Origin of the sequence: Pseudomonas sp. p50(2008), assembly GCF_015351605.1 — a bacterium.
Classification (GTDB): Bacteria; Pseudomonadota; Gammaproteobacteria; order Pseudomonadales; family Pseudomonadaceae; genus Aquipseudomonas.
Genome location: NZ_JACMYF010000007.1, coordinates 294,095 through 314,926, shown reverse-complemented (window position 1 = coordinate 314,926; position 20,832 = coordinate 294,095). Strand labels below are relative to the sequence as shown.

General features: G+C 56.6%; 21 protein-coding genes. 12 read left to right on the top strand and 9 right to left on the bottom strand.

The window, feature by feature from the left end:
• A complete protein-coding gene (locus H7698_RS21115; RefSeq protein WP_162437211.1) occupies positions 1–1,386 on the top strand; it encodes an aspartate aminotransferase family protein in 1,386 nt (461 codons plus the stop codon).
• A 225-nt stretch (positions 1,387–1,611) separates the two neighbouring features.
• On the opposite strand, the gene H7698_RS21110 is transcribed toward H7698_RS21115, so the two are convergent.
• Positions 1,612–2,046: a YhcB family protein gene (locus H7698_RS21110; protein WP_162437212.1), complete on the bottom strand. Its 435-nt coding sequence runs from the start codon at positions 2,044–2,046 to the stop codon at positions 1,612–1,614.
• Positions 2,047–2,190: 144 nt separating this feature from the next.
• On the opposite strand from H7698_RS21110, the gene H7698_RS21105 reads away from it, so the two are divergent.
• The 3 genes from H7698_RS21105 (at position 2,191) to zapE (ending at position 5,386) form a co-directional block, all read left to right on the top strand.
• On the top strand, positions 2,191–2,820 hold the full coding sequence (locus H7698_RS21105) for an alpha/beta hydrolase (protein ID WP_194692709.1): 630 nt from the start codon (positions 2,191–2,193) through the stop codon (positions 2,818–2,820).
• 24 nt (positions 2,821–2,844) lie between these two features.
• The gene (locus H7698_RS21100; RefSeq protein WP_194692708.1) at positions 2,845–4,200 is read left to right on the top strand and encodes a tryptophan--tRNA ligase; all 1,356 of its coding nucleotides are present in this window, start codon (positions 2,845–2,847) and stop codon (positions 4,198–4,200) included.
• A 91-nt stretch (positions 4,201–4,291) separates the two neighbouring features.
• Complete coding sequence (gene zapE, locus H7698_RS21095; protein ID WP_162437214.1) at positions 4,292–5,386, top strand: cell division protein ZapE; 1,095 nt, start codon at positions 4,292–4,294, stop codon at positions 5,384–5,386.
• Between the two features lie 75 nt (positions 5,387–5,461).
• On the opposite strand, the gene H7698_RS21090 is transcribed toward zapE, so the two are convergent.
• The 5 genes from H7698_RS21090 to H7698_RS21070 form a co-directional block, all read right to left on the bottom strand.
• Positions 5,462–6,442 (bottom strand): asparaginase, encoded by a 981-nt coding sequence (locus H7698_RS21090; protein ID WP_194692707.1) that lies wholly within the window; start codon positions 6,440–6,442, stop codon positions 5,462–5,464.
• Between the two features lie 65 nt (positions 6,443–6,507).
• Entirely contained in the window at positions 6,508–7,641 is a 1,134-nt protein-coding gene (locus H7698_RS21085; protein WP_442966313.1) for a hypothetical protein, read from the bottom strand.
• Positions 7,642–7,741: 100 nt separating this feature from the next.
• The gene (locus tag H7698_RS21080; RefSeq protein WP_162437217.1) at positions 7,742–8,629 is read right to left on the bottom strand and encodes a nitrilase family protein; all 888 of its coding nucleotides are present in this window, start codon (positions 8,627–8,629) and stop codon (positions 7,742–7,744) included.
• Positions 8,630–8,804: 175 nt separating this feature from the next.
• On the bottom strand, positions 8,805–10,751 hold the full coding sequence (locus H7698_RS21075) for a flavin monoamine oxidase family protein (RefSeq protein WP_194692705.1): 1,947 nt from the start codon (positions 10,749–10,751) through the stop codon (positions 8,805–8,807).
• A gap of 255 nt (positions 10,752–11,006) precedes the next feature.
• Positions 11,007–11,927, bottom strand: coding sequence for a GlxA family transcriptional regulator (locus H7698_RS21070; RefSeq protein WP_194692764.1), 921 nt, complete (start codon positions 11,925–11,927; stop codon positions 11,007–11,009).
• Between the two features lie 219 nt (positions 11,928–12,146).
• Here H7698_RS21070 and H7698_RS21065 point away from each other — a divergent pair, with 219 nt between their 5' ends.
• Positions 12,147–13,283: an acyl-CoA dehydrogenase family protein gene (locus tag H7698_RS21065; RefSeq protein WP_194692704.1), complete on the top strand. Its 1,137-nt coding sequence runs from the start codon at positions 12,147–12,149 to the stop codon at positions 13,281–13,283.
• Positions 13,284–13,386: 103 nt separating this feature from the next.
• On the opposite strand, the gene H7698_RS21060 is transcribed toward H7698_RS21065, so the two are convergent.
• Positions 13,387–14,427: an NADP(H)-dependent aldo-keto reductase gene (locus H7698_RS21060; RefSeq protein WP_194692703.1), complete on the bottom strand. Its 1,041-nt coding sequence runs from the start codon at positions 14,425–14,427 to the stop codon at positions 13,387–13,389.
• Positions 14,428–14,672: 245 nt separating this feature from the next.
• Between H7698_RS21060 and rplM the strand changes: the two genes are divergently transcribed.
• From rplM to H7698_RS21025, 7 genes are all read left to right on the top strand, one after another.
• Positions 14,673–15,101 carry a 50S ribosomal protein L13 gene (gene rplM, locus H7698_RS21055; protein WP_007905295.1) on the top strand — a complete coding sequence of 143 codons (429 nt, stop codon included), beginning with the start codon at positions 14,673–14,675 and terminating at the stop codon, positions 15,099–15,101.
• Positions 15,102–15,115: 14 nt separating this feature from the next.
• Entirely contained in the window at positions 15,116–15,508 is a 393-nt protein-coding gene (gene rpsI / locus H7698_RS21050) for a 30S ribosomal protein S9 (protein WP_002555064.1), read from the top strand.
• A 268-nt stretch (positions 15,509–15,776) separates the two neighbouring features.
• On the top strand, positions 15,777–16,370 hold the full coding sequence (petA, locus tag H7698_RS21045) for a ubiquinol-cytochrome c reductase iron-sulfur subunit (protein ID WP_007905300.1): 594 nt from the start codon (positions 15,777–15,779) through the stop codon (positions 16,368–16,370).
• Positions 16,370–17,581, top strand: coding sequence for a cytochrome b (locus H7698_RS21040; RefSeq protein ID WP_162437221.1), 1,212 nt, complete (start codon positions 16,370–16,372; stop codon positions 17,579–17,581). Before petA ends, H7698_RS21040 begins: the two co-directional genes overlap by 1 nt.
• Positions 17,581–18,363: a cytochrome c1 gene (locus tag H7698_RS21035; protein WP_162437222.1), complete on the top strand. Its 783-nt coding sequence runs from the start codon at positions 17,581–17,583 to the stop codon at positions 18,361–18,363. The genes H7698_RS21040 and H7698_RS21035 overlap by 1 nt, the downstream gene beginning before the upstream one ends.
• 150 nt (positions 18,364–18,513) lie before the next feature.
• Positions 18,514–19,131 carry a glutathione S-transferase N-terminal domain-containing protein gene (locus H7698_RS21030; RefSeq protein ID WP_162437223.1) on the top strand — a complete coding sequence of 206 codons (618 nt, stop codon included), beginning with the start codon at positions 18,514–18,516 and terminating at the stop codon, positions 19,129–19,131.
• A gap of 16 nt (positions 19,132–19,147) precedes the next feature.
• Positions 19,148–19,561 (top strand): ClpXP protease specificity-enhancing factor, encoded by a 414-nt coding sequence (locus H7698_RS21025; RefSeq protein WP_194692702.1) that lies wholly within the window; start codon positions 19,148–19,150, stop codon positions 19,559–19,561.
• Positions 19,562–19,633: 72 nt separating this feature from the next.
• Here H7698_RS21025 and H7698_RS21020 read toward each other — a convergent pair whose 3' ends face one another.
• Together H7698_RS21020 and H7698_RS21015 are read right to left on the bottom strand one after the other, a co-directional pair.
• Positions 19,634–20,212, bottom strand: a complete 579-nt coding sequence (locus H7698_RS21020; RefSeq protein WP_162437225.1) for a BON domain-containing protein — start codon at positions 20,210–20,212, stop codon at positions 19,634–19,636.
• Complete coding sequence (locus tag H7698_RS21015; RefSeq protein ID WP_162437226.1) at positions 20,209–20,802, bottom strand: phosphoheptose isomerase; 594 nt, start codon at positions 20,800–20,802, stop codon at positions 20,209–20,211. Before H7698_RS21015 ends, H7698_RS21020 begins: the two co-directional genes overlap by 4 nt.
• Between the last annotated feature and the right edge of the window lie 30 nt (positions 20,803–20,832).

Sequence of the window (20,832 nt, the reverse complement as noted above, 5' to 3'; positions counted from 1 at the left end):
ATGAACCAGGAAATCGATAAGCTGTTCGAACAAGATCGCGCGCACTTCATGCACCCGTCCACCCACGCCCATGATCACGCCAGCGGGGCGCTCAAGGGGCGCATCATCAAGAGTGCGTCGGGTATCCGTATTCGCGACCATGAGGGCCGCGAATTCATTGATGCCTTTGCCGGCCTGTACTGCGTGAATATCGGGTACGGCCGCACCGAAGTCGCTGACGCGATCTATAAGCAGGCCAAGGAGCTTGCTTACTATCACACCTATGTCGGGCATTCGACCGAGGCGATTATCGAGCTGTCGAGCCGCATCATGGACTGGGCGCCCGAAGGCATGAAGAAGGTCTATTACGGCCTGTCCGGTTCCGACGCCAACGAAACCCAGATCAAGTTGGTGCGTTACTACAACAACGTACTGGGACGCCCGCAGAAGAAGAAAATCATCTCCCGTGATCGTGGCTACCACGGCTCGGGCATCATGACCGGCAGCCTGACGGGCCTGCCGACCTTTCATCAACATTTCGACCTGCCGTCCGAAGGCATCAAACACACGGTTTGCCCGCACTGGTACCGCAAGGCGCCCACCGGCATGGATGAAGTCGCGTTCGTGCGTTACTGCGCCGACGAGCTGGAAAAAATGATCCTGGCTGAAGGGCCGGACACGGTGGCCGCCTTTATCGGTGAACCGCTGATGGGCACTGGCGGCATCATCGTCCCACCGGCCGGTTACTGGTCGGCGATTCAAGCGGTGCTCAATAAATACGACGTCCTGCTGATTGCCGACGAAGTGGTGTGTGCTTTTGGTCGCCTGGGTTCAAAGATGGGCAGTCAGCGTTACGGAATGCGTCCGGACCTGATCACCACTGCCAAGGGGCTGACTAGCGCTTATGCGCCATTGTCGGCGGTGATCGTTGGCGAAAAAGTGTGGGATGTGATTGAAAAGGCGTCCGAGTCCCAAGGTGCCATGGGGCATGGCTGGACGTATTCCGGTCACCCGATCTGTGCGGCAGCGGCGCTGGCCAACCTCGATATTCTCGAACGGGAAAACCTGACAGAGAACGCCGAAAAAGTCGGCAGCTACCTGAACCGTCGTCTGCGTGAAGTCCTGGAAGGTCATCCGCTGGTGGGTGAGGTGCGGGGTGATGGCATGCTGGCCGCCGTCGAGTTCATGGCCGATCGTGAGCAACGCACGCCGTTCGACGCCGCGTTGAAGGTTGGGCCAAAGGTGTCAGCGGCGTGTCTGGAGCGCGGAATGATCGCCCGGGCGATGCCTCACGGCGACATCCTGGGCTTTGCGCCGCCGTTGATTCTGACGGAGGAGGAGGCTGATCTGATTGTCGACATCACCAAAGGTGCGGTTGATCAGGTGGCCAGTGAGGTGTTGGGCTAAATGAGTTCTGCCTGAACGTCTTGTATCGACGGTTCGGGCCCCATCGCTGGCAAGCCCGCTCCCACAGGGTTTATGTCGGTCACACAATAGTGGTCATCCACAAAAAACTGTGGGAGCGGGCTTGCCCGCGATGAGGCCCTGTCAGTCACCCTGAAACCATCAACCACAAAAAAGCCCCCGGACAATCACTCATCCGGGGGCTTTTTCATGTCGCGCGAAACCTGATTACTTCTTCAGGCCGTAATGCTCATCGAGCATACCCGGTGCGTTCGGGGCTTTGGGGGCGTAGTCGCGAGGCGGCTCCTGATTGCGCGGTGGCGTCAGGCGTTCCCGTGGGGCCTGGCCTGCATCAGCATGCAGGGCGGCCAGCAAGCGTTGGCGAGTCTGCTCGTCCAGGGCCAGGCGATTGGCGCCCTCGGCGAGATGATCCTGCACTTCCTGGTAGCTCTGAGTGAGCTTCTTGACCAGGGTTGCAGTGCTATTGAAGTGGGTCACCACCTCGTTCTGATAACTGTCGAAACGTTCCTGAATGTCATCCAGCTGACGTTGCGTGCTACTAGGAGCGGCATTCGGCACCAGGCGAGCGATCAGGAATCCAACGGCGACACCCACAACCAGGGCAAGAGTCGGCAACAACCAAACTAAGAGCGAGTGTTCCACGAGTCCTTCCTCTATAAACGGCTTTGCTTTACGTTAACGGCTCGAACCTGCGCTGTATACCGCGATTCACTCGCAATAGATTGGCACAGACAATTTGCTAGACGAGTCGACCCGATTCGAGGTCACGGAGTTCCTTCCTTGCTTATGCGCGAAACCCCTGTAGTGATTGATGGCCCCGTCGGCCAACTGGAAGCACTTTACCTGAACAGCGACGCGCCTCGGGGCCTGGCGTTGATCTGCCATCCCAACCCGGTGCAGGGCGGCACCATGCTCAACAAAGTGGTCTCGACCCTGCAGCGCACCGCGCGCGACGCCGGTTTGATCACCTTGCGCTTCAACTATCGCGGCGTCGGCGCCAGCGAAGGCGCCCATGACATGGGCACTGGCGAAGTCGACGATGCACAGGCTGTCGCCGAATGGTTGCGCGCCAGACACCCCGATCTTCCCTTGACCCTGTTCGGATTCTCCTTCGGCGGTTTTGTTGCGGCAAGTCTCGGCGGACGCCTGGAAGCCAAGGGTGAGCCGCTCAAGCATGTGTTCATGATCGCGCCAGCGGTCATGCGCCTGGGCGATCAGGATCAACTGCCACAACAGGGTGAACTGACCCTGATTCAGCCGGAAACCGACGAAGTGATCGATCCGCAGTTGGTCTATGACTGGTCCGGGAACCTTGAACGTCCCCATGAGCTGCTGAAAGTGGCAGAATGCGGACACTTTTTTCATGGCAAGCTGACTGATCTCAAGGATCTGATCCTGCCGCGTCTTTCGAATTGATTGCAGTCTGACAAGCGATTACCCATGACGACTCGTACCCGTATCCTCACCGGCATTACCACCACCGGCACGCCGCACCTGGGCAACTATGCCGGCGCTATCCGTCCGGCAATCCTTGCCAGCCGTGACAGCAATGCCGATTCGTTCTACTTCCTGGCCGACTATCACGCCCTGATCAAATGCGATGACCCGCTGCGCATCCAGCGCTCGCGTCTGGAAATCGCCGCGACCTGGCTGGCCGGTGGCCTCGATGTGGACCGCGTGACGTTTTATCGCCAGTCTGATATCCCGGAAATCCCCGAGCTGACCTGGCTGCTGACCTGCGTTGCCGCCAAGGGCCTACTCAATCGCGCCCACGCCTACAAGGCGTCGGTGGACAAGAATGTCGAGACCGGTGAAGACCCGGACGCCGGTATCACCATGGGCTTGTACAGCTACCCGGTGCTAATGGCTGCGGACATCCTGATGTTCAACGCCCATAAGGTGCCGGTCGGTCGTGACCAGATCCAGCACGTGGAAATGGCGCGGGACATCGGCCAGCGCTTCAACCACTTGTTTGGCCAGGGCAAAGAGTTCTTCACCATGCCTGAGGCGCTGATCGAAGAAAGCGTCGCCACGCTGCCAGGCCTCGACGGTCGCAAGATGTCGAAAAGCTACGACAACACCATTCCGTTGTTCAGCAGCGCCAAGGAAATGAAGGACGCGATCTCGCGGATCGTCACCGACTCCCGCGCGCCAGGCGAAGCAAAAGATCCGGACAACTCTCACCTGTTCACCCTGTTCCAGGCGTTTGCCACACCGGTGCAGTCTGATGAGTTTCGTAGTGAGCTGTTGCAGGGCCTGGGCTGGGGCGAGGCGAAGAATCGTCTGTTTCAGCTGCTCGACAGCGAACTGGGCGAGTCCCGCGAGCGCTATCACCAACTGATCGAGCGCCCGGCCGACCTGGAAGACATCCTGCAGATCGGTGCCAAAAAGGCCCGCTCCGTGGCGACGCCATTCCTCCAGGAACTGCGCGAAGCGGTAGGCCTGCGTTCATTCGTCGCTCAGACGCAGGTGGCTGCCAGTACCAAGAAAAAAGCCGCGAAAGCCGCGCGTTTCGTCAGTTTCCGTGAGGAGGACGGCAGCTTCCGCTTCCGTCTCCTGGCGGCCGATGGCGAACAACTGCTCTTGTCGCGCAACTTTGCCGACGGCAAAACCGCGGGCCAGGTGACCAAGCAGCTGCAAGCGGGCCAACCTCTGGACGTGCGCAGCGAAGACCTGAGCTTCAGTGTCTGGCTGGAAGGCGAGTGCGTTGCCGACAGTGCAGTGTTCGCGGACAGCGCCGCCCGTGACGTCGCCATCGACGCCCTGCGCGTTGCCCTGACGCCGGTTCAGGAATAAAACAACGGCTCGGTCCGACTAAGGGCCGATTGCCATTCCCACGGGCCATCGCTACAGTGACGGCCCGTTTTTGTTGCCTTGCTAACGAATTATGACGCCCCTAGAACGATATCAAGCTGATCTGAAACGCCCGGAATTCTTCCATGACGCCGCGCAGGAAAATGCTGTGCGTCATTTGCAGCGCCTGTATGACGATCTGGTCGCAGCCCAGCAGAACAAACCAGGCCTGTTCGGCAAACTGTTTGGCAAAAAAGACCAGGCCCCGGTAAAGGGCGTGTACTTCTGGGGCGGCGTGGGTCGCGGCAAGACCTACCTGGTCGACACCTTCTTCGAAGCGCTGCCTTTCAAGGAAAAGACCCGGACTCACTTCCACCGCTTCATGAAGCGCGTGCACGAAGAAATGAAGACCCTCGGCGGCGAGAAAAACCCGCTGACCATCATCGCCAAGCGTTTTTCCGACGAATCGCGTGTGATCTGCTTCGACGAATTCTTCGTCTCCGACATCACCGACGCGATGATCCTCGGCACGCTGATGGAAGAACTGTTCAAGAACGGCGTAACGCTGGTCGCGACCTCGAACATCGTGCCGGACGGCCTGTACAAGGACGGCCTGCAACGTGCGCGTTTCCTGCCGGCCATCGCGCTGATCAAACAGAACACCGAGATCGTCAACGTCGACAGTGGCGTCGATTATCGTCTGCGTCACCTCGAGCAAGCGGAACTGTTCCACTTCCCGCTGGACGAAGCGTCCCACGAAAGCCTGCGCAAAAGCTTCCGGGCCCTGACGCCGGAGTGCACCGCAGCGATCGAAAACGACGTCCTGATGATCGAAAACCGCGAAATTCGCGCGCTGCGTACGTGCGACGACGTGGCCTGGTTCGACTTCCGCGAACTGTGCGACGGTCCGCGCAGCCAGAACGACTACATCGAACTGGGCAAGATCTTCCACGCCGTGCTGCTCAGCGGTGTCGAGCAGATGAGCGTCACCACCGACGACATCGCCCGACGCTTCATCAACATGGTCGACGAGTTCTACGACCGTAACGTGAAGTTGATCATTTCTGCCGAAGTCGAACTCAAGGATCTCTACACCGGCGGTCGCCTGAACTTCGAGTTCCAACGGACCTTGAGTCGCTTGCTGGAAATGCAATCTCACGAATTCCTGTCTCGGGCACACAAGCCGTAGGCACATTCGGAGAACAAAAAAGGGCCTGCATTTGCAGGCCCTTTTTTCGTACACCGCAGATCTCCTTTGAAAGTATTAGTCCTGAGCTAGAAACACCCCCAAATCATCCTGCCGCCCGCCACCCACCAGCAACCACAGCAGGATTCGGGCTTTGCGCGGACAGAGAAATCCCGCCATCACTGCACCTCGACGTATCAAATCCATTTCGCTGCCGATGAAGCCATAAGAGCTTTGAGCGGTAGGGCCGGATCCGGTACGGGTCGCAATGATCACGGGAATTTTCTTCGCGATTTTTTCGACTGCGTCAGCCCACTTTTCTGACACGTGACCGGCTCCAAATCCGGCAATCACCAGCCCGTCGTAACCCAATTCGAGGATGTTCTCCAACAACAGGGAATCGGCGGACAGCGTACTTTCCAGCAGGGCAATTTCCTGGGATGTCTGCTGCGGCAAAGGTAATGGTTTCCTGCGAGGCGGTTCGCGTAGATAGTGGACTGTTCCCTCCAGCAGCATTCCGGAGGGGCCAACCATTGGCGATGAAAACGCCTGTAACGCCAATGAATCGGTTTTACGTACGGTCGTCCCGTGGTGAATCTCTGCGCCCATCACCACCTGGACGCCTCTGCGCCGACTGTTTTTCGCCAGTGCAACCCGGCTGGCATCCAACAGATTCGCTGGACCGTCCGCGCCCACTTGTCCGGCCGAGCGCATGGCGCCAGTCAGTACCAGCGGCGCGTCGTGGTTCCACAGGTAATCAAAGAATGCGGCCGTCTCTTCCAGGGTGTCGGTGCCCTGAGTGATGACAACGCCAACAGCACCTTGCTCAACCTGATAGTTTGCCCATGAAAGTACGCTCAGCAGAAACTCAAAGTTCAACGAAGCGCTGGGCATCAGCCCCAGCGTTTCTACCGTCACCCGAGCCATGTTTGTGAGTTCCGGCACCAAGGCCAGAAGGCTTTCACCACTGACTGTCGGTATAACGCCTTCACCCGCATGCCTGGCTTGCATGCTCACGGTGCCGCCTAAAGCCGCAATGGCCAGTTTGGGCAGGTCCATGTTGTACCTCGCTTGGTGGTGACAAAAAAACGGGCTGCACTCACCAGTACAGCCCGATGTTCGCTTCAGTTGGATATCAGGAACCCGATAAACGGGATGATCAGCAGCGTACTGATGGCCATGGAGAGGACATTGCCGATGTAGGGGTGCATATCCTTCGGTACTCTCTTGGCGATGGCGTGTGCCAGTGGCGGGGCGATCAGTGCGCCCAGCAGTGCGCTCGTGACGATGACCTGCCAACTACCGCCATAGGTAAGGACCGCGGCCGGCACGACTGACACCAGTGGAACGTAGGTGGGGTACCAACCAAGATGCATCCAGTGTCGACGCCAGATCACCACGCCTATGGCTGAAGTCAGCGCCTGGGCGCCGATGAGTTGAGGCAGCAAGCCCGAGCCGTAGACCGGACTCATGGGGTTAAGTGTGTAGGCCAGAAGGGCTCCCAGCAAAAGGCCGATGCTCGCCAGTTCATTGCCGAAGAACGGCGCTTCTGAAAAGTCTGCCAATACACGGCGCAGGCTCCAGATAATTCCGTAATCGGGCTTATTTGCCTTGGCAGGTTCTACCGGGGGCGTGGCGGTTTCATTTACCGCTGGCGTAGAAGTGTCCTTCACGAGGATCGGCACGTAACGGCAGAGCAGGAAAGCCAGGACGCTGGCAACCGCCATGCCTGTGACATTGCCGATCACGGCTGGCAATCCCAGAGGATTGCAGACGTAGTTCACTATCAGCAAACACAGGGGGGTTACCAGTGCGGCACCCATGATTGCGCCATTGATCGTGACCTTCCAGCCCCCTCCAAACATCAGCACCATCGCCGCTGGCAACGATACAAATGCAGCAAATGTGGGCTGCCAACTGGTCGCCGTAACCGTCCAGCCCCACAGAAGGTTGCTTAGCAGCAAGCCAAGCAGGGAGCTGGTCACCAGCCATGGCCAGAGCCCGCTGCCGTAAGAGATGGCAAACCCTTGCCAGCGCTTCCCCGTCCGATTGGCCCAATACGCCAGATAGGCACCCGCCAATAGCCCAATGGACGCGAACTCGTGTTTGTAGAAAGCAACTTCGCTGATGTCCCCCAAAACCCAGCGCAACCAGGCACTGGGGTCGGGGAGGGAGGAGACCATGTGCGTGTAGTCTGGCCAATGGGCTGACCAGGAAGAGCGGTAGGTGAATGAAAGCCAGGCAATCAGTAGCCCCATGCCGATCAACAGCACGAGAATTGACGTATCAAGCGTTCTGCGGGCGAGCGAATCCGCCCGAGGAGAATCGGTTTGAGAGTCCATGATGAGGTTCCCCTGATTAGCGCGGCAGGGCGGGGTGCTGGGTGTAACCGAGCATCTGATCGAACAGATCGGTACGCCGATCGCGATGCAGATCGTTCAGGTTGTTCCAGATGGGGGCGCTGCGAGCACTGGTCAGGTCTATGTCGGCGAACAGTATTTCCTGTTTGTCTGCCGAGGCCACGGCGCCCATCGGCCAGCCATTGGTGCCGGCAATCAACGAGCAACCGAGATAACGTGCGCCTCGCTCTTCGCCGATACGGCTCGCCGCCGCAATGAACACATTGTTGACGTGCGCTGCCGTCATCGTCAGGTAGGAAGCCATGCACTTGCCGGCATCATCGAACAGCGGCGGCGGTGTCCAGACCCAGTTGTTCAGGCTGCAAATGATATCCGCGCCTTGCTGGGCAAGGATGCGGGGCACTTCCGGGAACCAGATGTCCCAGCAGATCAACAAGCCGATGCGACCGATCGGCGTATCGAACACCGGAAAGCCCGTGTCACCCGGCGTGAACCAAAGTTTCTCCAGGTTCCATAAATGAGCTTTCCGATACTTCCCGATAAAACCTTCCGGGCCCAAGAGGACGGCGGTGTTGAAGAGCCGCATACCGTCTCGCTCGGTCAATCCCGCCACCAGGTAAACGTTGTGTTCCCTGGCGAAATTTGTCCAGCTCAGAACACTTGGCCCGTCGGGAACTGCTTCGGCATGTTCGAAAGCGTCCTGTCGGTTGGTGAAAAAATAGCCTGTATTGGACAGCTCGGGCAGCACGATGAGATTTGCACCCCCTTGAACGGCTTCTAAAGCCAATTCGAGGCTGCAACACAGATTGCCTTCCCGGTTGTTCATTCCGACTTGTGGATCGAATTGCACGACTGCTACACGAACAGGACTTGTTGATTCGCTCATTTCGAATGACCTCGTTTTTATTGTTCTTCAACCCGTTTAGTTGTGCGTTTATTAGGGGTTTAAGATGGCAGTGAGCGAAAGTCAGCCGTTTCCGTTTTGGGTGTAGTCCTTATCCCAAGATGACCAATGCGAGCCCATACGTGACCCGCATTGGCGCTTGAGCGGAAAATCGAGGTCAGTTCCTGAGCTTGTATTCCGGATAGTCAGCCATGGAGAAACCGCCATTGAAGGTGGCTTGAGTTTTGTTACAGATATGAATGACGGCGTCGACAGCGCCTCGGAAGCAAGGCTCTGTCCAGCCGGCGTCGACGGAAAAAGACTCACCAGAAAGGTAGAGGCCGGAGCACGCGGAGTAGTCCCGATTGTATTTCATTAAGCTGACGGCATCGTAATAGGTGCCTGGTCGGTACAACTTTGCACAACCCAATGCATTTTTATCGTTCATCCAGCGTTGCACCACCGCTTGCTCGATTCCGATGTACGGGGAGATTCTTTCTTGAATGTTGGCGGAGTTCATGAGTATTCGATCAAGTTCTTTCACGCACTTCTTGATCAGTTCTTTGTCCGAGAATAAGCACAGTTTGGTGGCGTCGTCTTCCCATGTGTAACTCAACAGAATGCAATCGTAGCTATAGTTGCTGTTGTAACGGTAGGTGTATACGTCATGAATGAAGCTGTCGGTGACGATCACTTGAGGGATTTTCGTGTTGTTGGATAAAAATGATCGTTTGAGAGGCGCGAAAACTTTGCAGCTTGTTTCCCAATGTGCGGTTTTATAAGCATTGATGATTCCAAAAGGAAGCATGGACGGGTTGAAGTTTTTAAGGGTTATGCGGGTTTCCAGCAGCCACGAGGGGAGGGTCACAATGACGGAATCAAAGTCATCGGATAACTCCTCGGACTCTTCGGCATCGCTGGATTTCCAGTTGTAGTAGACGCGTGTTTTTTGATTATCGAGCTTCACGAGTTGGGTGACGGAAGAATCTGTCAGGAAGCCGTCAGTTCTTTCAAGACTGTGTTCGTAAACGGACTTTCCCGTCTCGACGGTTTTGATGAAAAAAAGACATTCCGCAAGGGCGGCGAGCCCGATATACCGAGGCCTGGAAAATTCCTGTCCCTTTGAATCGTAAACCGCACTGGCGCGTAGAAGGGGCGAATTTATCGGGTTGCCCGCCGTATCGACACGGCCGAGGACCAATTGCAATTGGCTGCTGAAACCAAAGATTGCTGTGCGTAGGGGATAAAGGCTGCACACGTCATAAAACGCCCCCCAACTCCCGTCGCCGATGCCTATCGCATAAAAGATTGCAGATTCGTCCGGTGACATGCCCATTCCGCCGAAGTCTCCGGGGCTGCGTTCATCCCAGGACTCGATGGATGGCATGCTGACGAGGTCACGAAAAGAGATACTTTCGTACTTGTTGACGATGGCAGCCCACATTGCCTCCCATTTCTGACTGCCATATACCTCTGCTACATGACGCGTCATTCGATCGGCAAACGTCTTCCACTTCGTGTTGACCTTCTGTAGTTCCTCGCCGGGAGGCGGCGTCGTACCGTCAGTATTTTTCCATATCAGCATGTGAGGTGCAGGCCCGCCCGCCATGGTGCCTTCTCGGAGATAGATGCCCGTCGAAGTGACCCATTGGCTGCCCGGGTTGGCGAAATCGGAAATGGCCAGGTCGAACTCGTTGGCGTAGTAAGCCATCAAGGATCGACCTTCTTTTGGAGGCTCGTCCGCGGTATTGAAAAATGGCATGCGCATCGCACCCATCTCGAAAGGTGTATGACTTGCTGCCGAGCCAGGGCTGCCCGGCAACGTGAGGTGCCTTCCACCAATGCGTTTTGATTGCTCAATAAGCGTTATGTGAGTGAAGCCGCAACGGTAAAGTTCTCGGGCTGCGGTGAGCCCAGTAATGCCTGCGCCGATAATACAAATTTTGTGCTCTGGACTCTTTGCTCGGGCGATGCCGTTTTCCTGTTCTACCAGTGTTCGGTAGTCAAAGCATAAATCCGGTGGATTTGGAAAGCGCGCAGACCATTGTGTTGTTAACGAGCGTTTTTTGCGGGTGATGCTTTTGGCGATAGAGGAGGGGTAGTTGTAACTGGAGCCGATAGTCATCGTTGATCTTCCCTGATGTATTAACGAGGGAGGATCTTGAATGGGTACCAGGGTTTTGCACGTCAGCCAAGTCGGACGATAGCCCGCTCTTTATTCTCCTTTAAATGTGGGAAAGGAGAATAGAGAGCCTTGATACTTGTAGGAGCAAGCGATGCGGCGACCCGACTTTCCCGCGACTTTAGTTGCGCGGCGTATCGGCAAAAGACGAGTCTTCGTTCATCGCCAGCAAACTGTGCTCCTACAGGGGGTAATGGTTTATGCAGCTTGCTGGAATTGCTGCCGATACTGGTTTGGCGACAATTCAGTGTGCTGGCGAAACAACCGCGCGAAGAAGCTCGCATCGTCGTAACCCACTTCGTAACTGATGGTCTTGATGCTTTTGCGACTGGCGGAGAGCAATCCCTTGGCGGTTTCAATGCGTAGGCGTTGCAAGTAGTGCAGCGGCTTGTCGCCAGTGGCGGTCTGGAAGCGGCGCATGAAATTGCGGATGCTCATGCCGTGTTCGCGAGCGACGTCTTCAAAGCGGAATTTGTCGGCGAAATGTTCTTCGAGCCAGTGCTGGATCTGCAGGATGATCACGTCCTGATGCAGCTTTTGACCGCCGAACCCGATTCGTCCGGGGGAATAGCTGCGTTGCACTTCATAGAGGATATCGCGGGCCACGGCTTGCGACACGTTGGCGCCGCAGAAGCGTTCTATGAGGTAGATGTAGAGGTCGCAGGCCGAGGTGGTGCCGCCTGCGCAGTACAGGTTGTCCGCGTCGGTAAGGTGTTTGTCCTGATTGAGCTGCACTTTCGGGAAGCGCTCGGCAAAGGCATTGAAGAAACGCCAGTAAGTGGTCGCTTCCTTGCCGTCGAGCAGACCGGCTTCGGCGAGCCAGAACACGCCAGTGGCCTCACCACATAGAACAGCCCCACGGGCATGTTGCTGGCGCAGCCAGGGCAGCACTTGAGGATAACGTTGGCAGAGCGTTTCGAAATCGTCCCAGAAAGCTGGAAGGATGATGATGTCAGCGTTTTCCAGGCCGCCATCCACCGGCATGATCACATCACTGAAGCTGTTTACCGGCTTGCCATCGGGGCTGACCAGGCGGGTTTCGAACGCCGGGACCAGGCCGTGGCCGAGTTGTTTGCCGTAACGCAGGCTGGCGAGGTGAAAAAAATCCTTGGCTTGCATGAGGGTGGAAGCGAAAACCCGGTCGATCGCCAGGATGCAGACGCGCCGTAAAGGCGTGGAGGCTCGGTTAGACATAATTCAACTTTATTCTTATAGGGGAAAGTGGTCACGAGACGGCTGGATCGTCTTATTTTTTGTCTGATGTGTCCAGTGTCCTGTATCGGAAGCGGGGCTTAGTCTCTTGAGCTACATCCTTCTAATAAAAACGACAGGTGCCGCATGATCCCCAGAACCTTGTTCAGCTCCGAGCACGAACTCTTTCGCGACAGTGTGCGAACGTTCCTCGAAAAAGAAGCGGTGCCGTTTCATGGGCAATGGGAAAAACAGGGGTACATCGACCGCAAACTCTGGAACAAGGCAGGGGAGGCGGGGATGTTGTGTTCGCATCTGCCGGAAGAGTACGGAGGCCTGGGAGCGGATTTTTTGTACAGCACCGTGGTGATCGAAGAAGTCGGTCGGCTCGGGCTTACCGGGATAGGTTTTTCTCTTCATTCGGACATTGTTGCGCCTTATATCCTGCATTACGGCAGTGAAGCGCTGAAACACAAATACCTGCCGAAACTGGTGTCGGGTGAGATGGTCACCGCCATCGCGATGACCGAGCCAGGCGCCGGCTCCGATCTGCAAGGGGTCAAGACCACCGCTGTGCTGGACGGTGATGAGTATGTGATCAACGGTTCGAAGACGTTCATCACCAACGGGTTTCTGGCCGACCTGGTGATTGTCGTGGCCAAGACCGATCCGAAAGCCGGGGCGAAAGGTACGAGTCTGTTTCTGGTCGAGGCCAACACGCCGGGTTTCGATAAGGGCAAGCGTCTGGAAAAGGTCGGCATGAAGGCTCAGGACACCTCGGAACTGTTCTTCCAGGACGTCCGGGTGCCCAAGGAGAATCTGCTGGGTCAGGCTGGGATGGGCTTTGCTTATCTGATGCAGGAGCTGCCTCAGGAGCGGCTCACCGTTGCCATCGGCGGCCTTGCGTCGGCTGAAGCCGCGCTGCAATGGACACTTGAATACACCCGCGAACGCAAGGCGTTCGGCAAGGCGGTTGCGGATTTCCAGAACACCCGCTTCAAGTTGGCGGAAATGGCGACCGAAATCCAGATTGGCCGGGTCTTCGTCGATCGCTGCCTGGAACTGCACCTGCAAGGCAAGCTGGACGTGCCGACAGCGGCGATGGCGAAGTATTGGGGTACGGACCTGCAGTGCAAGGTGCTCGACGAATGCGTGCAGTTGCATGGTGGCTACGGGTACATGTGGGAATACCCGGTGGCCCGGGCGTGGGCGGATGCGAGGGTGCAGCGGATTTATGCGGGGACCAACGAAATCATGAAGGAGATTATTGCGCGGTCGCTGTAATTGGCGGTGACTGGACTGACGCCTTCGCGAGCAAGCCCGCTCCCACAGGTGTTGCGCAAACCTGTGGGAGCGTGGCTTGCCCGCGATGGGGTTTAAGAATCAATCAAGGTGCAGGGTTCGGGTGATCCCTATGAATCGCCTCGATGCCCTCCAGCACTTCATCGGAAAGCTTCAAGTAGAAGCTCGCGATGTTGCTCTCTAGCTGTTCCATCGTCGTCGCGCCAATGATGTTGCTGGTCACGAATGGCTGCTGTGTCACGAACGCCAGTGCCATCTGCGCCGGGTCCAGACCGTGCTCCCGCGCGAGTGCCACATAACGGCTGCACGCAGCTTCCGACTGCGGATTGAAGTAGCGTGTGAAGCGGCTGTACAGGCTCAGACGACCTTTCGGCGGACGCGCGCCACCTTCGTACTTGCCTGATAGAAAGCCGAACGCCAACGGCGAATAGGCGAGCAGGCCGCATTGTTCGCGGATGGCTATTTCTGCCAGGCCCACTTCGAAACTACGGTTGAGCAGGTTATAGGGGTTCTGGATCGACACGGCACGCGGCCAGCCACGGGCTTCGGCAAGGGCGAGGAAGCGCATGGTGCCCCATGGCGTTTCATTGGACAGGCCGATGTGGCGGATCTTGCCGGCCTTGACCTGTTCGTCCAGTGCTTCGAGGGTGTCTTCCAGTGGCGTCAGGTTGGCTTCGCTCTTGTGTTTGTAGCCGAGCTGTCCGAAGAAATTGGTACTGCGCTCCGGCCAGTGCAACTGATACAGGTCGATGTAGTCGGTTTGCAGGCGCTGGAGGCTGGCGTCGACGGCTTCGGTGATGTGCTGACGGTTGTGTCGCAGGTTTCCATCACGGATGTAATCGATGGTGTTGCCGGGGCCGGCGATCTTGCTGGCCAGGATCCAGTCCGCACGATCACCGCGACTTTTGAAGTAATTGCCGATGTAGCGCTCGGTAGCGGCGTAGGTTTCTGCCTTGGGCGGCACCGGATACATCTCGGCGGTGTCGATGAAATTGATTCCCGCACCCTTGGCCCGTTCGATCTGCGCGAAGGCCTCAGCTTCACTGTTTTGCTCGCCCCAGGTCATGGTCCCGAGGCAGATGGCACTCACGTTCAGATTGGTTCGGCCTAGCTGGCGATAGTCCATCGGGTGCTCCTTTGGAAAAACAATCATAAAAGCAGGTTGAATTATTTTTCGCAATCTGCATAATTGCGCACCTCTTTCTGCAGTGGAAGTGATGCGCCGCCGCCGAAGAATCTTGCCGTTGAACGGACGCGCCGACCCGAGCCCCCGAAAGCGTCTGTATCCGGCTGCCTTTGACTTGTCAAAGTACGCACTATTCAGTAAGATCCGCCGTCTAATTTACAGGGCGGCCCCTGAGGCTATAAAGAATGAAAACTTTTACTGCTAAACCGGAAACAGTACAGCGCGACTGGTTTGTCGTCGACGCTGCAGGTCAGACCCTGGGTCGTCTGGCCACCGAAATCGCGAGCCGTCTGCGTGGCAAGCATAAAGCTGAGTACACTCCTCACGTTGACACCGGCGATTACATCGTCGTTATCAATGCCGAGCAGATTCGTGTAACCGGTGCTAAAACCACCGACAAAATCTACTACTCCCACTCCGGTTTCCCGGGCGGCATCAAGTCGATCAACTTCGAAAAGCTGATCGCTAAAGCCCCTGAGCGCGTGATCGAGACCGCGGTCAAAGGCATGCTGCCTAAGAACCCGCTGGGTCGCGACATGTATCGTAAGCTGAAAGTCTATGCGGGCGCTGTACACCCTCATACTGCTCAGCAGCCCCAAGAACTGAAGTTTTAACGGAATAGTTCATTATGTCGGCGACTCAAAATTACGGCACTGGCCGTCGCAAGACCGCAACCGCACGCGTTTTCCTGCGTCCGGGTACTGGTAACATCTCCATCAACAACCGTTCGCTGGATAATTTCTTCGGCCGCGAAACTGCCCGTATGGTAGTTCGTCAGCCGCTGGAATTGACTGAGACTGTCGAGAAGTTCGACATCTACGTCACCGTGATCGGCGGTGGTGTAAGTGGTCAAGCTGGCGCAATCCGCCACGGTATCACTCGCGCACTGATGCAGTACGACGAAACCCTGCGTGGCGCTCTGCGCAAAGCTGGCTTCGTTACTCGCGATGCTCGTGAAGTTGAACGTAAGAAAGTTGGTCTGCGTAAAGCGCGTAAGCGTCCGCAGTACTCGAAGCGTTAATTCGCTTCTACGTTCAAAAAAGAACGCCCAGTTTCCTCACGGAGCTGGGCGTTTTTTTATGGGCGCGAATTCTTGAATAATTGCGCTGTGACAACTTGCCACACGCGCAGAGCCCCTATACTGCAAGGCTTGGCAGTGGAGCACTTGGGTAATTACCTTGTCAGAATTGGGGCTTTTCATTACCATTCGGCAAAATTTTTATAAGTACATAGATTTACTTAGTAGATGCCTGATTTAACAGGCCACAAAGCTGATGGGAGAGGACTGAATGAGCAATGACGGCGTGAATGCAGGCCGGCGTCGCTTCTTGGTAGCAGCCACATCCGTGGTGGGTGCTGCAGGAGCGGTGGGGGCTGCGGTCCCGTTCGTGGGGTCATGGTTTCCCAGTGCCAAGGCGAAAGCCGCAGGTGCACCGGTGAAAGTGAATGTCAGCAAAATCGAGCCAGGCCAGCAGATGATTGCTGAGTGGCGCGGTCAGCCGGTATTCATCGTCCGCCGTACCGAGGAAATCCTGGGGAATCTGAAAAAGATCGAGGGCCAGCTGTCTGACCCTACCTCCAAGAACTCGACACAACCGACTTATGTCGACCCGGAAACGCGTTCGATCAAGCCAGAGGTTCTGCTGCTGATCGGTATTTGCACGCACCTGGGTTGCTCGCCGACTTTCCGTCCGGAAGTGGCACCTGCGGATCTGGGCAAGGATTGGGTAGGTGGTTATTTCTGCCCTTGCCACGGTTCCCACTACGATCTGGCTGGCCGCGTCTACAAGTCGCAACCTGCGCCTTTGAACCTGCCAGTTCCCCCGCATTCCTATGAGACCGATGACATCATTGTCATTGGCGTCGATACGGAGAAAGCGTGATGAGCAAGTTCATGGATTGGGTTGATGCACGCTTCCCCGCGACCAAAATGTGGGAAGACCATCTCAGCAAGTATTACGCCCCGAAGAACTTTAACTTCTTCTATTTCTTTGGTTCCCTCGCGCTGCTCGTTCTGGTCAACCAGATCGTCACCGGTGTCTGGCTGACCATGAGCTACACCCCGTCGGCGGAAGAAGCGTTTGCCTCCGTCGAATACATCATGCGCGACGTCGAGTACGGCTCGATCCTGCGTCTGCTGCACTCCACCGGCGCTTCGGCGTTTTTCATCGTGGTCTATCTGCACATGTTCCGTGGCTTGCTCTACGGCTCGTATCAGAAGCCGCGTGAGCTGGTGTGGGTCTTCGGCATGCTGATCTACCTGGCGTTGATGGCAGAGGCCTTCATGGGCTACCTGCTGCCTTGGGGCCAGATGTCGTACTGGGGTGCCCAGGTAATCATCTCGCTGTTCGGTGCGATTCCGGTCATCGGTGACGACCTGACTCAGTGGATCCGTGGTGACTACCTGATTTCCGGTATCACCCTGAACCGCTTCTTTGCCCTACACGTTGTTGCCCTGCCGATCGTGATTCTCGGTCTGGTGGTGTTGCACGTGCTGGCGCTGCACGAAGTCGGCTCGAACAACCCGGACGGCGTGGACATCAAGAAGTACAAAGACGAAAACGGCGTACCGCTGGATGGCATTGCTTTCCACCCGTACTACACCGTGAAAGATATCGTCGGCGTTGTGGTGTTCCTGTTCATCTTCTGCTCGATCGTGTTCTTCTTCCCGGAAATGGGCGGCTACTTCCTCGAGAAGCCGAACTTTGAACAGGCGAACGCGTTCAAGACACCTGAGCACATTGCACCCGTCTGGTACTTCACGCCGTTCTACGCAATTTTGCGGGCGATTCCCGACAAGCTCCTGGGTGTCATTGCCATGGGTGCGGCGATCGCTGTGCTGTTCGTCCTGCCGTGGCTCGACCGGAGTCCGGTCAAGTCGATGCGTTACAAGGGCTGGATGAGCAAGATCTGGTTGTGGGTGTTCTGCATCTCGTTCGTGATCCTGGGCGTGTTGGGCGTACTCGCTCCAACGCCAGGTCGTACGCTGCTGTCGCAGGTATGCACCTTCCTGTACTTCGCCTACTTCATTCTGATGCCGTTCTACACCAGGCTCGAGAAGACAAAACCGGTTCCGGAAAGGGTGACTGGCTGATGAAAAAGCTATTTGCTGTACTGATTCTTGCTGCTCTGCCTGTGCTGTCTTTTGCGGCTGAACACGGTGGTCCTGAGTTGGAAAAAGTCGATATCGACGTTTCCGACAAGGCTGCAATGCAAGATGGCGCACGTACGTTCGCCAACTACTGCATGGGTTGCCACAGCGCCAAGTTCCAGCGTTACGAGCGTGTTGCCGACGACCTCGGCATTCCGCATGACTTGATGCTCTCGAACCTGGTGCTCACTGGCGCCAAGATCGGCGACCACATGAACATCGGTATGCAGCCGGCTGACGCGAAGACCTGGTTTGGTGCGGCACCGCCTGACCTGACCCTGGTTGCTCGCGTTCGTGGTACAGACTGGCTCTATGGCTACCTGAAGTCTTTCTACGAAGACCCAGCGCGTCCATGGGGCGTGAACAACAAGGTATTTCCTAACGTAGGGATGCCAAACGTTCTGGTCGGTCTGCAAGGTCGTCAGGTCGTGGGCTGCAAACAGGTCCAGATCGTCGAAGACGGCAAGAAGCAATATGATCCGCTGACCGGTACGCCGCTGACTCATGAAGCGTGCGATCAGCTGACCATCGTGCCGAAAAGCGGAACGCTGACTGAAGAGCAGTTCGATGAGAAGGTGAAGAATCTGGTAACCTTCCTCGCTTACTCGGCTAACCCGGTTAAGCTGCAACATCAGCGCATCGGTACGTATGTATTGCTGTACCTGGCGTTCTTCTTCGTATTCGCTTACCTGCTCAAGCGCGAATACTGGAAAGACGTGCACTGATAACGCTTTAAGCAATTGCTGTTAATCGCGCGCGCCCAAGGGCGTCTCTAAAGGTGTAACGGATCTGGTTATCCAGGCGTTACGGGGAGACGCCCTCTGGGCGCGCTCGTTTTTCCGCTTTCGAAATTTCAACAAGCGAGGAGGACCGCCATGGGCGTGACCAATCGGTTGGCCTGTTACTCCGACCCCGCCGACCACTATTCCCACCGGGTACGTATCGTACTTGCAGAGAAGGGTGTCAGCGCAGAGATCATTTATGTGGAAGCTGGTCGCCAGCCGCCTAAACTGATTGAAGTGAACCCTTACGGAAGTCTGCCCACCCTGGTCGATCGTGACCTGGCGCTGTGGGAGTCGACCGTGGTGATGGAATATCTGGATGAGCGTTACCCGCATCCGCCGTTATTGCCGGTTTACCCAGTGGCGCGAGCGAACAGCCGTCTGCTGATACATCGTATTCAGCGTGACTGGTGTGGCCTGGTGGATCTGATCCTGGATTCGCGGACCAAGGAAGCGGCCCGTGTCGTTGCTCGTAAAGAGCTGCGAGAAAGCCTGAGCGGCGTGTCGCCGTTGTTCGCTGACAAGCCGTTTTTCCTCAGTGAGGAACAAAGCCTGGTGGATTGCTGCCTACTACCAATACTCTGGCGTTTGCCGATTTTGGGTATTGAACTGCCGCGGCCAGCCAAGCCGCTGCTTGATTATATGGAGCGCTCGTTTGCGCGTGAGGCTTTCCAGGCGAGTCTGTCTGGTGTCGAACGCGATATGCGCTAAGGCTTAAGGAGCCGCTATGAACTCCAGTCGACCTTATCTGGTCCGCGCGCTCTATGAGTGGATTGTGGATAACGATTGCACCCCGCACATGCTGGTCAATTCCGAGTATCCGTCGGTACAGGTGCCTCAGGGTTTTGCCAGTGACGGACAAATTGTCCTGAACGTATCGCCGGCAGCTGTGCGTCATTTGCACATGGATAACGAAGCGGTCAGCTTCGAAGGGCGCTTCGGTGGCGTTCCGCACACCCTGTACGTGCCTATCGCATCGATCCTGGGCATTTACGCCCGGGAGAACGGTCAGGGCATGGTGTTTGATCTGGAATCGCCCATGGAAGACGAGGAAGAGGTCGAGCTGGATGATGATATTCCGCCACCCGACACCGAGCCGCCGCGTCCAAGCGGTCGACCCAGTTTGAAAGTGGTGAAGTAATAAAAAAGGCGATCCGAAAGGATCGCCTTTTTTATTACGTCGCCACTTCAAACCTGTAGGTCCGATAACGCATCAATCGATATATTCAAATAGCTTCACAATCTTCTGCACGCCAGAAACGCCCTGCACCAGATTGGTCGCCTGCGCCGCTTCCTGCTTGGTCAGCAGGCCCAGCAGATAGACGATGCCGTTTTCGGTAATGACCTTGATGCGCGAGCCCGGGATGTTCGGGTCGGTGAGCATCTGGGTCTTGATCTTGGAGGTCAGCCAGGCATCGTTCTGGCGGGCAAGGAAGCCGGAAGGCGGCAGCACTTGCAGTTCGTTATGGACTTTCTTCACGCGCTGGACGACAGAGGCTGCCTGCTCGGCCTTGGCTTTGAGGTCTTCGCGTGGGGTCTGGCCGGCAAGCAGTACAACGCCGTTGAAGCTGGTGACGACGATGTGCGAGTCGTTATCCAGTGCAGGGTCGGCCTTGGCGATGTTCACGCCAACCTTGGTCTCGATCAGGGAATCGTCAATTTTACTGCCGAAGGTGCGGGTGCCGCGGTCGTCTTCAATCGGCGCTTCCCGGCTGGCGTTTACCACCGAGGTGCAGCCGCTGATGCCGAGGCATAGGGTCAAGGCCAGAAGGCCTAGGCGATTAGGGGTCATTCTTCACTCCCGAACAGTTGGCTGTCGATCAAGTCGCATAGGCAATGGATCGCCAGCAGGTGGACTTCTTGAATACGTGCAGTGACGTTGGCCGGTACCCGGATCTCAACGTCCTCGGGCAAAAGCAGTGACGCCATGCCGCCGCCATCGCGACCCGTCATTGCTACGACAATCATTTCGCGATCATGTGCGGCCTGGATCGCTTGAATAATGTTCGCCGAGTTGCCGCTGGTTGAAATCGCCAGCAACACATCGCCCGGTTGGCCGAGCGCGCGGATCTGCTTCGAGAAGATTTCGTTGTAGCTGTAGTCATTGGCGATCGAGGTGATCGTCGACGTGTCGGTGGTCAGCGCAATGGCGGGCAGGCTTGGACGTTCACGCTCGAAACGGTTGAGCAGTTCCGACGAAAAATGCTGGGCGTCGCCGGCAGAGCCGCCGTTGCCGCAGGACAGCATTTTCCCTTCGTTAAGCAGGGCGTTGACCATGACCTGGCTGGCTTGCTCGATGTGCGGTGCAAGTACGTCCATCGCCATTTGCTTGGTGTCGATACTGGCCTGAAAAAGCTGGCGAATTCGGGATTGCATGTCCATCTGTGTGACCTTAATTAGCGCGGCTACTTG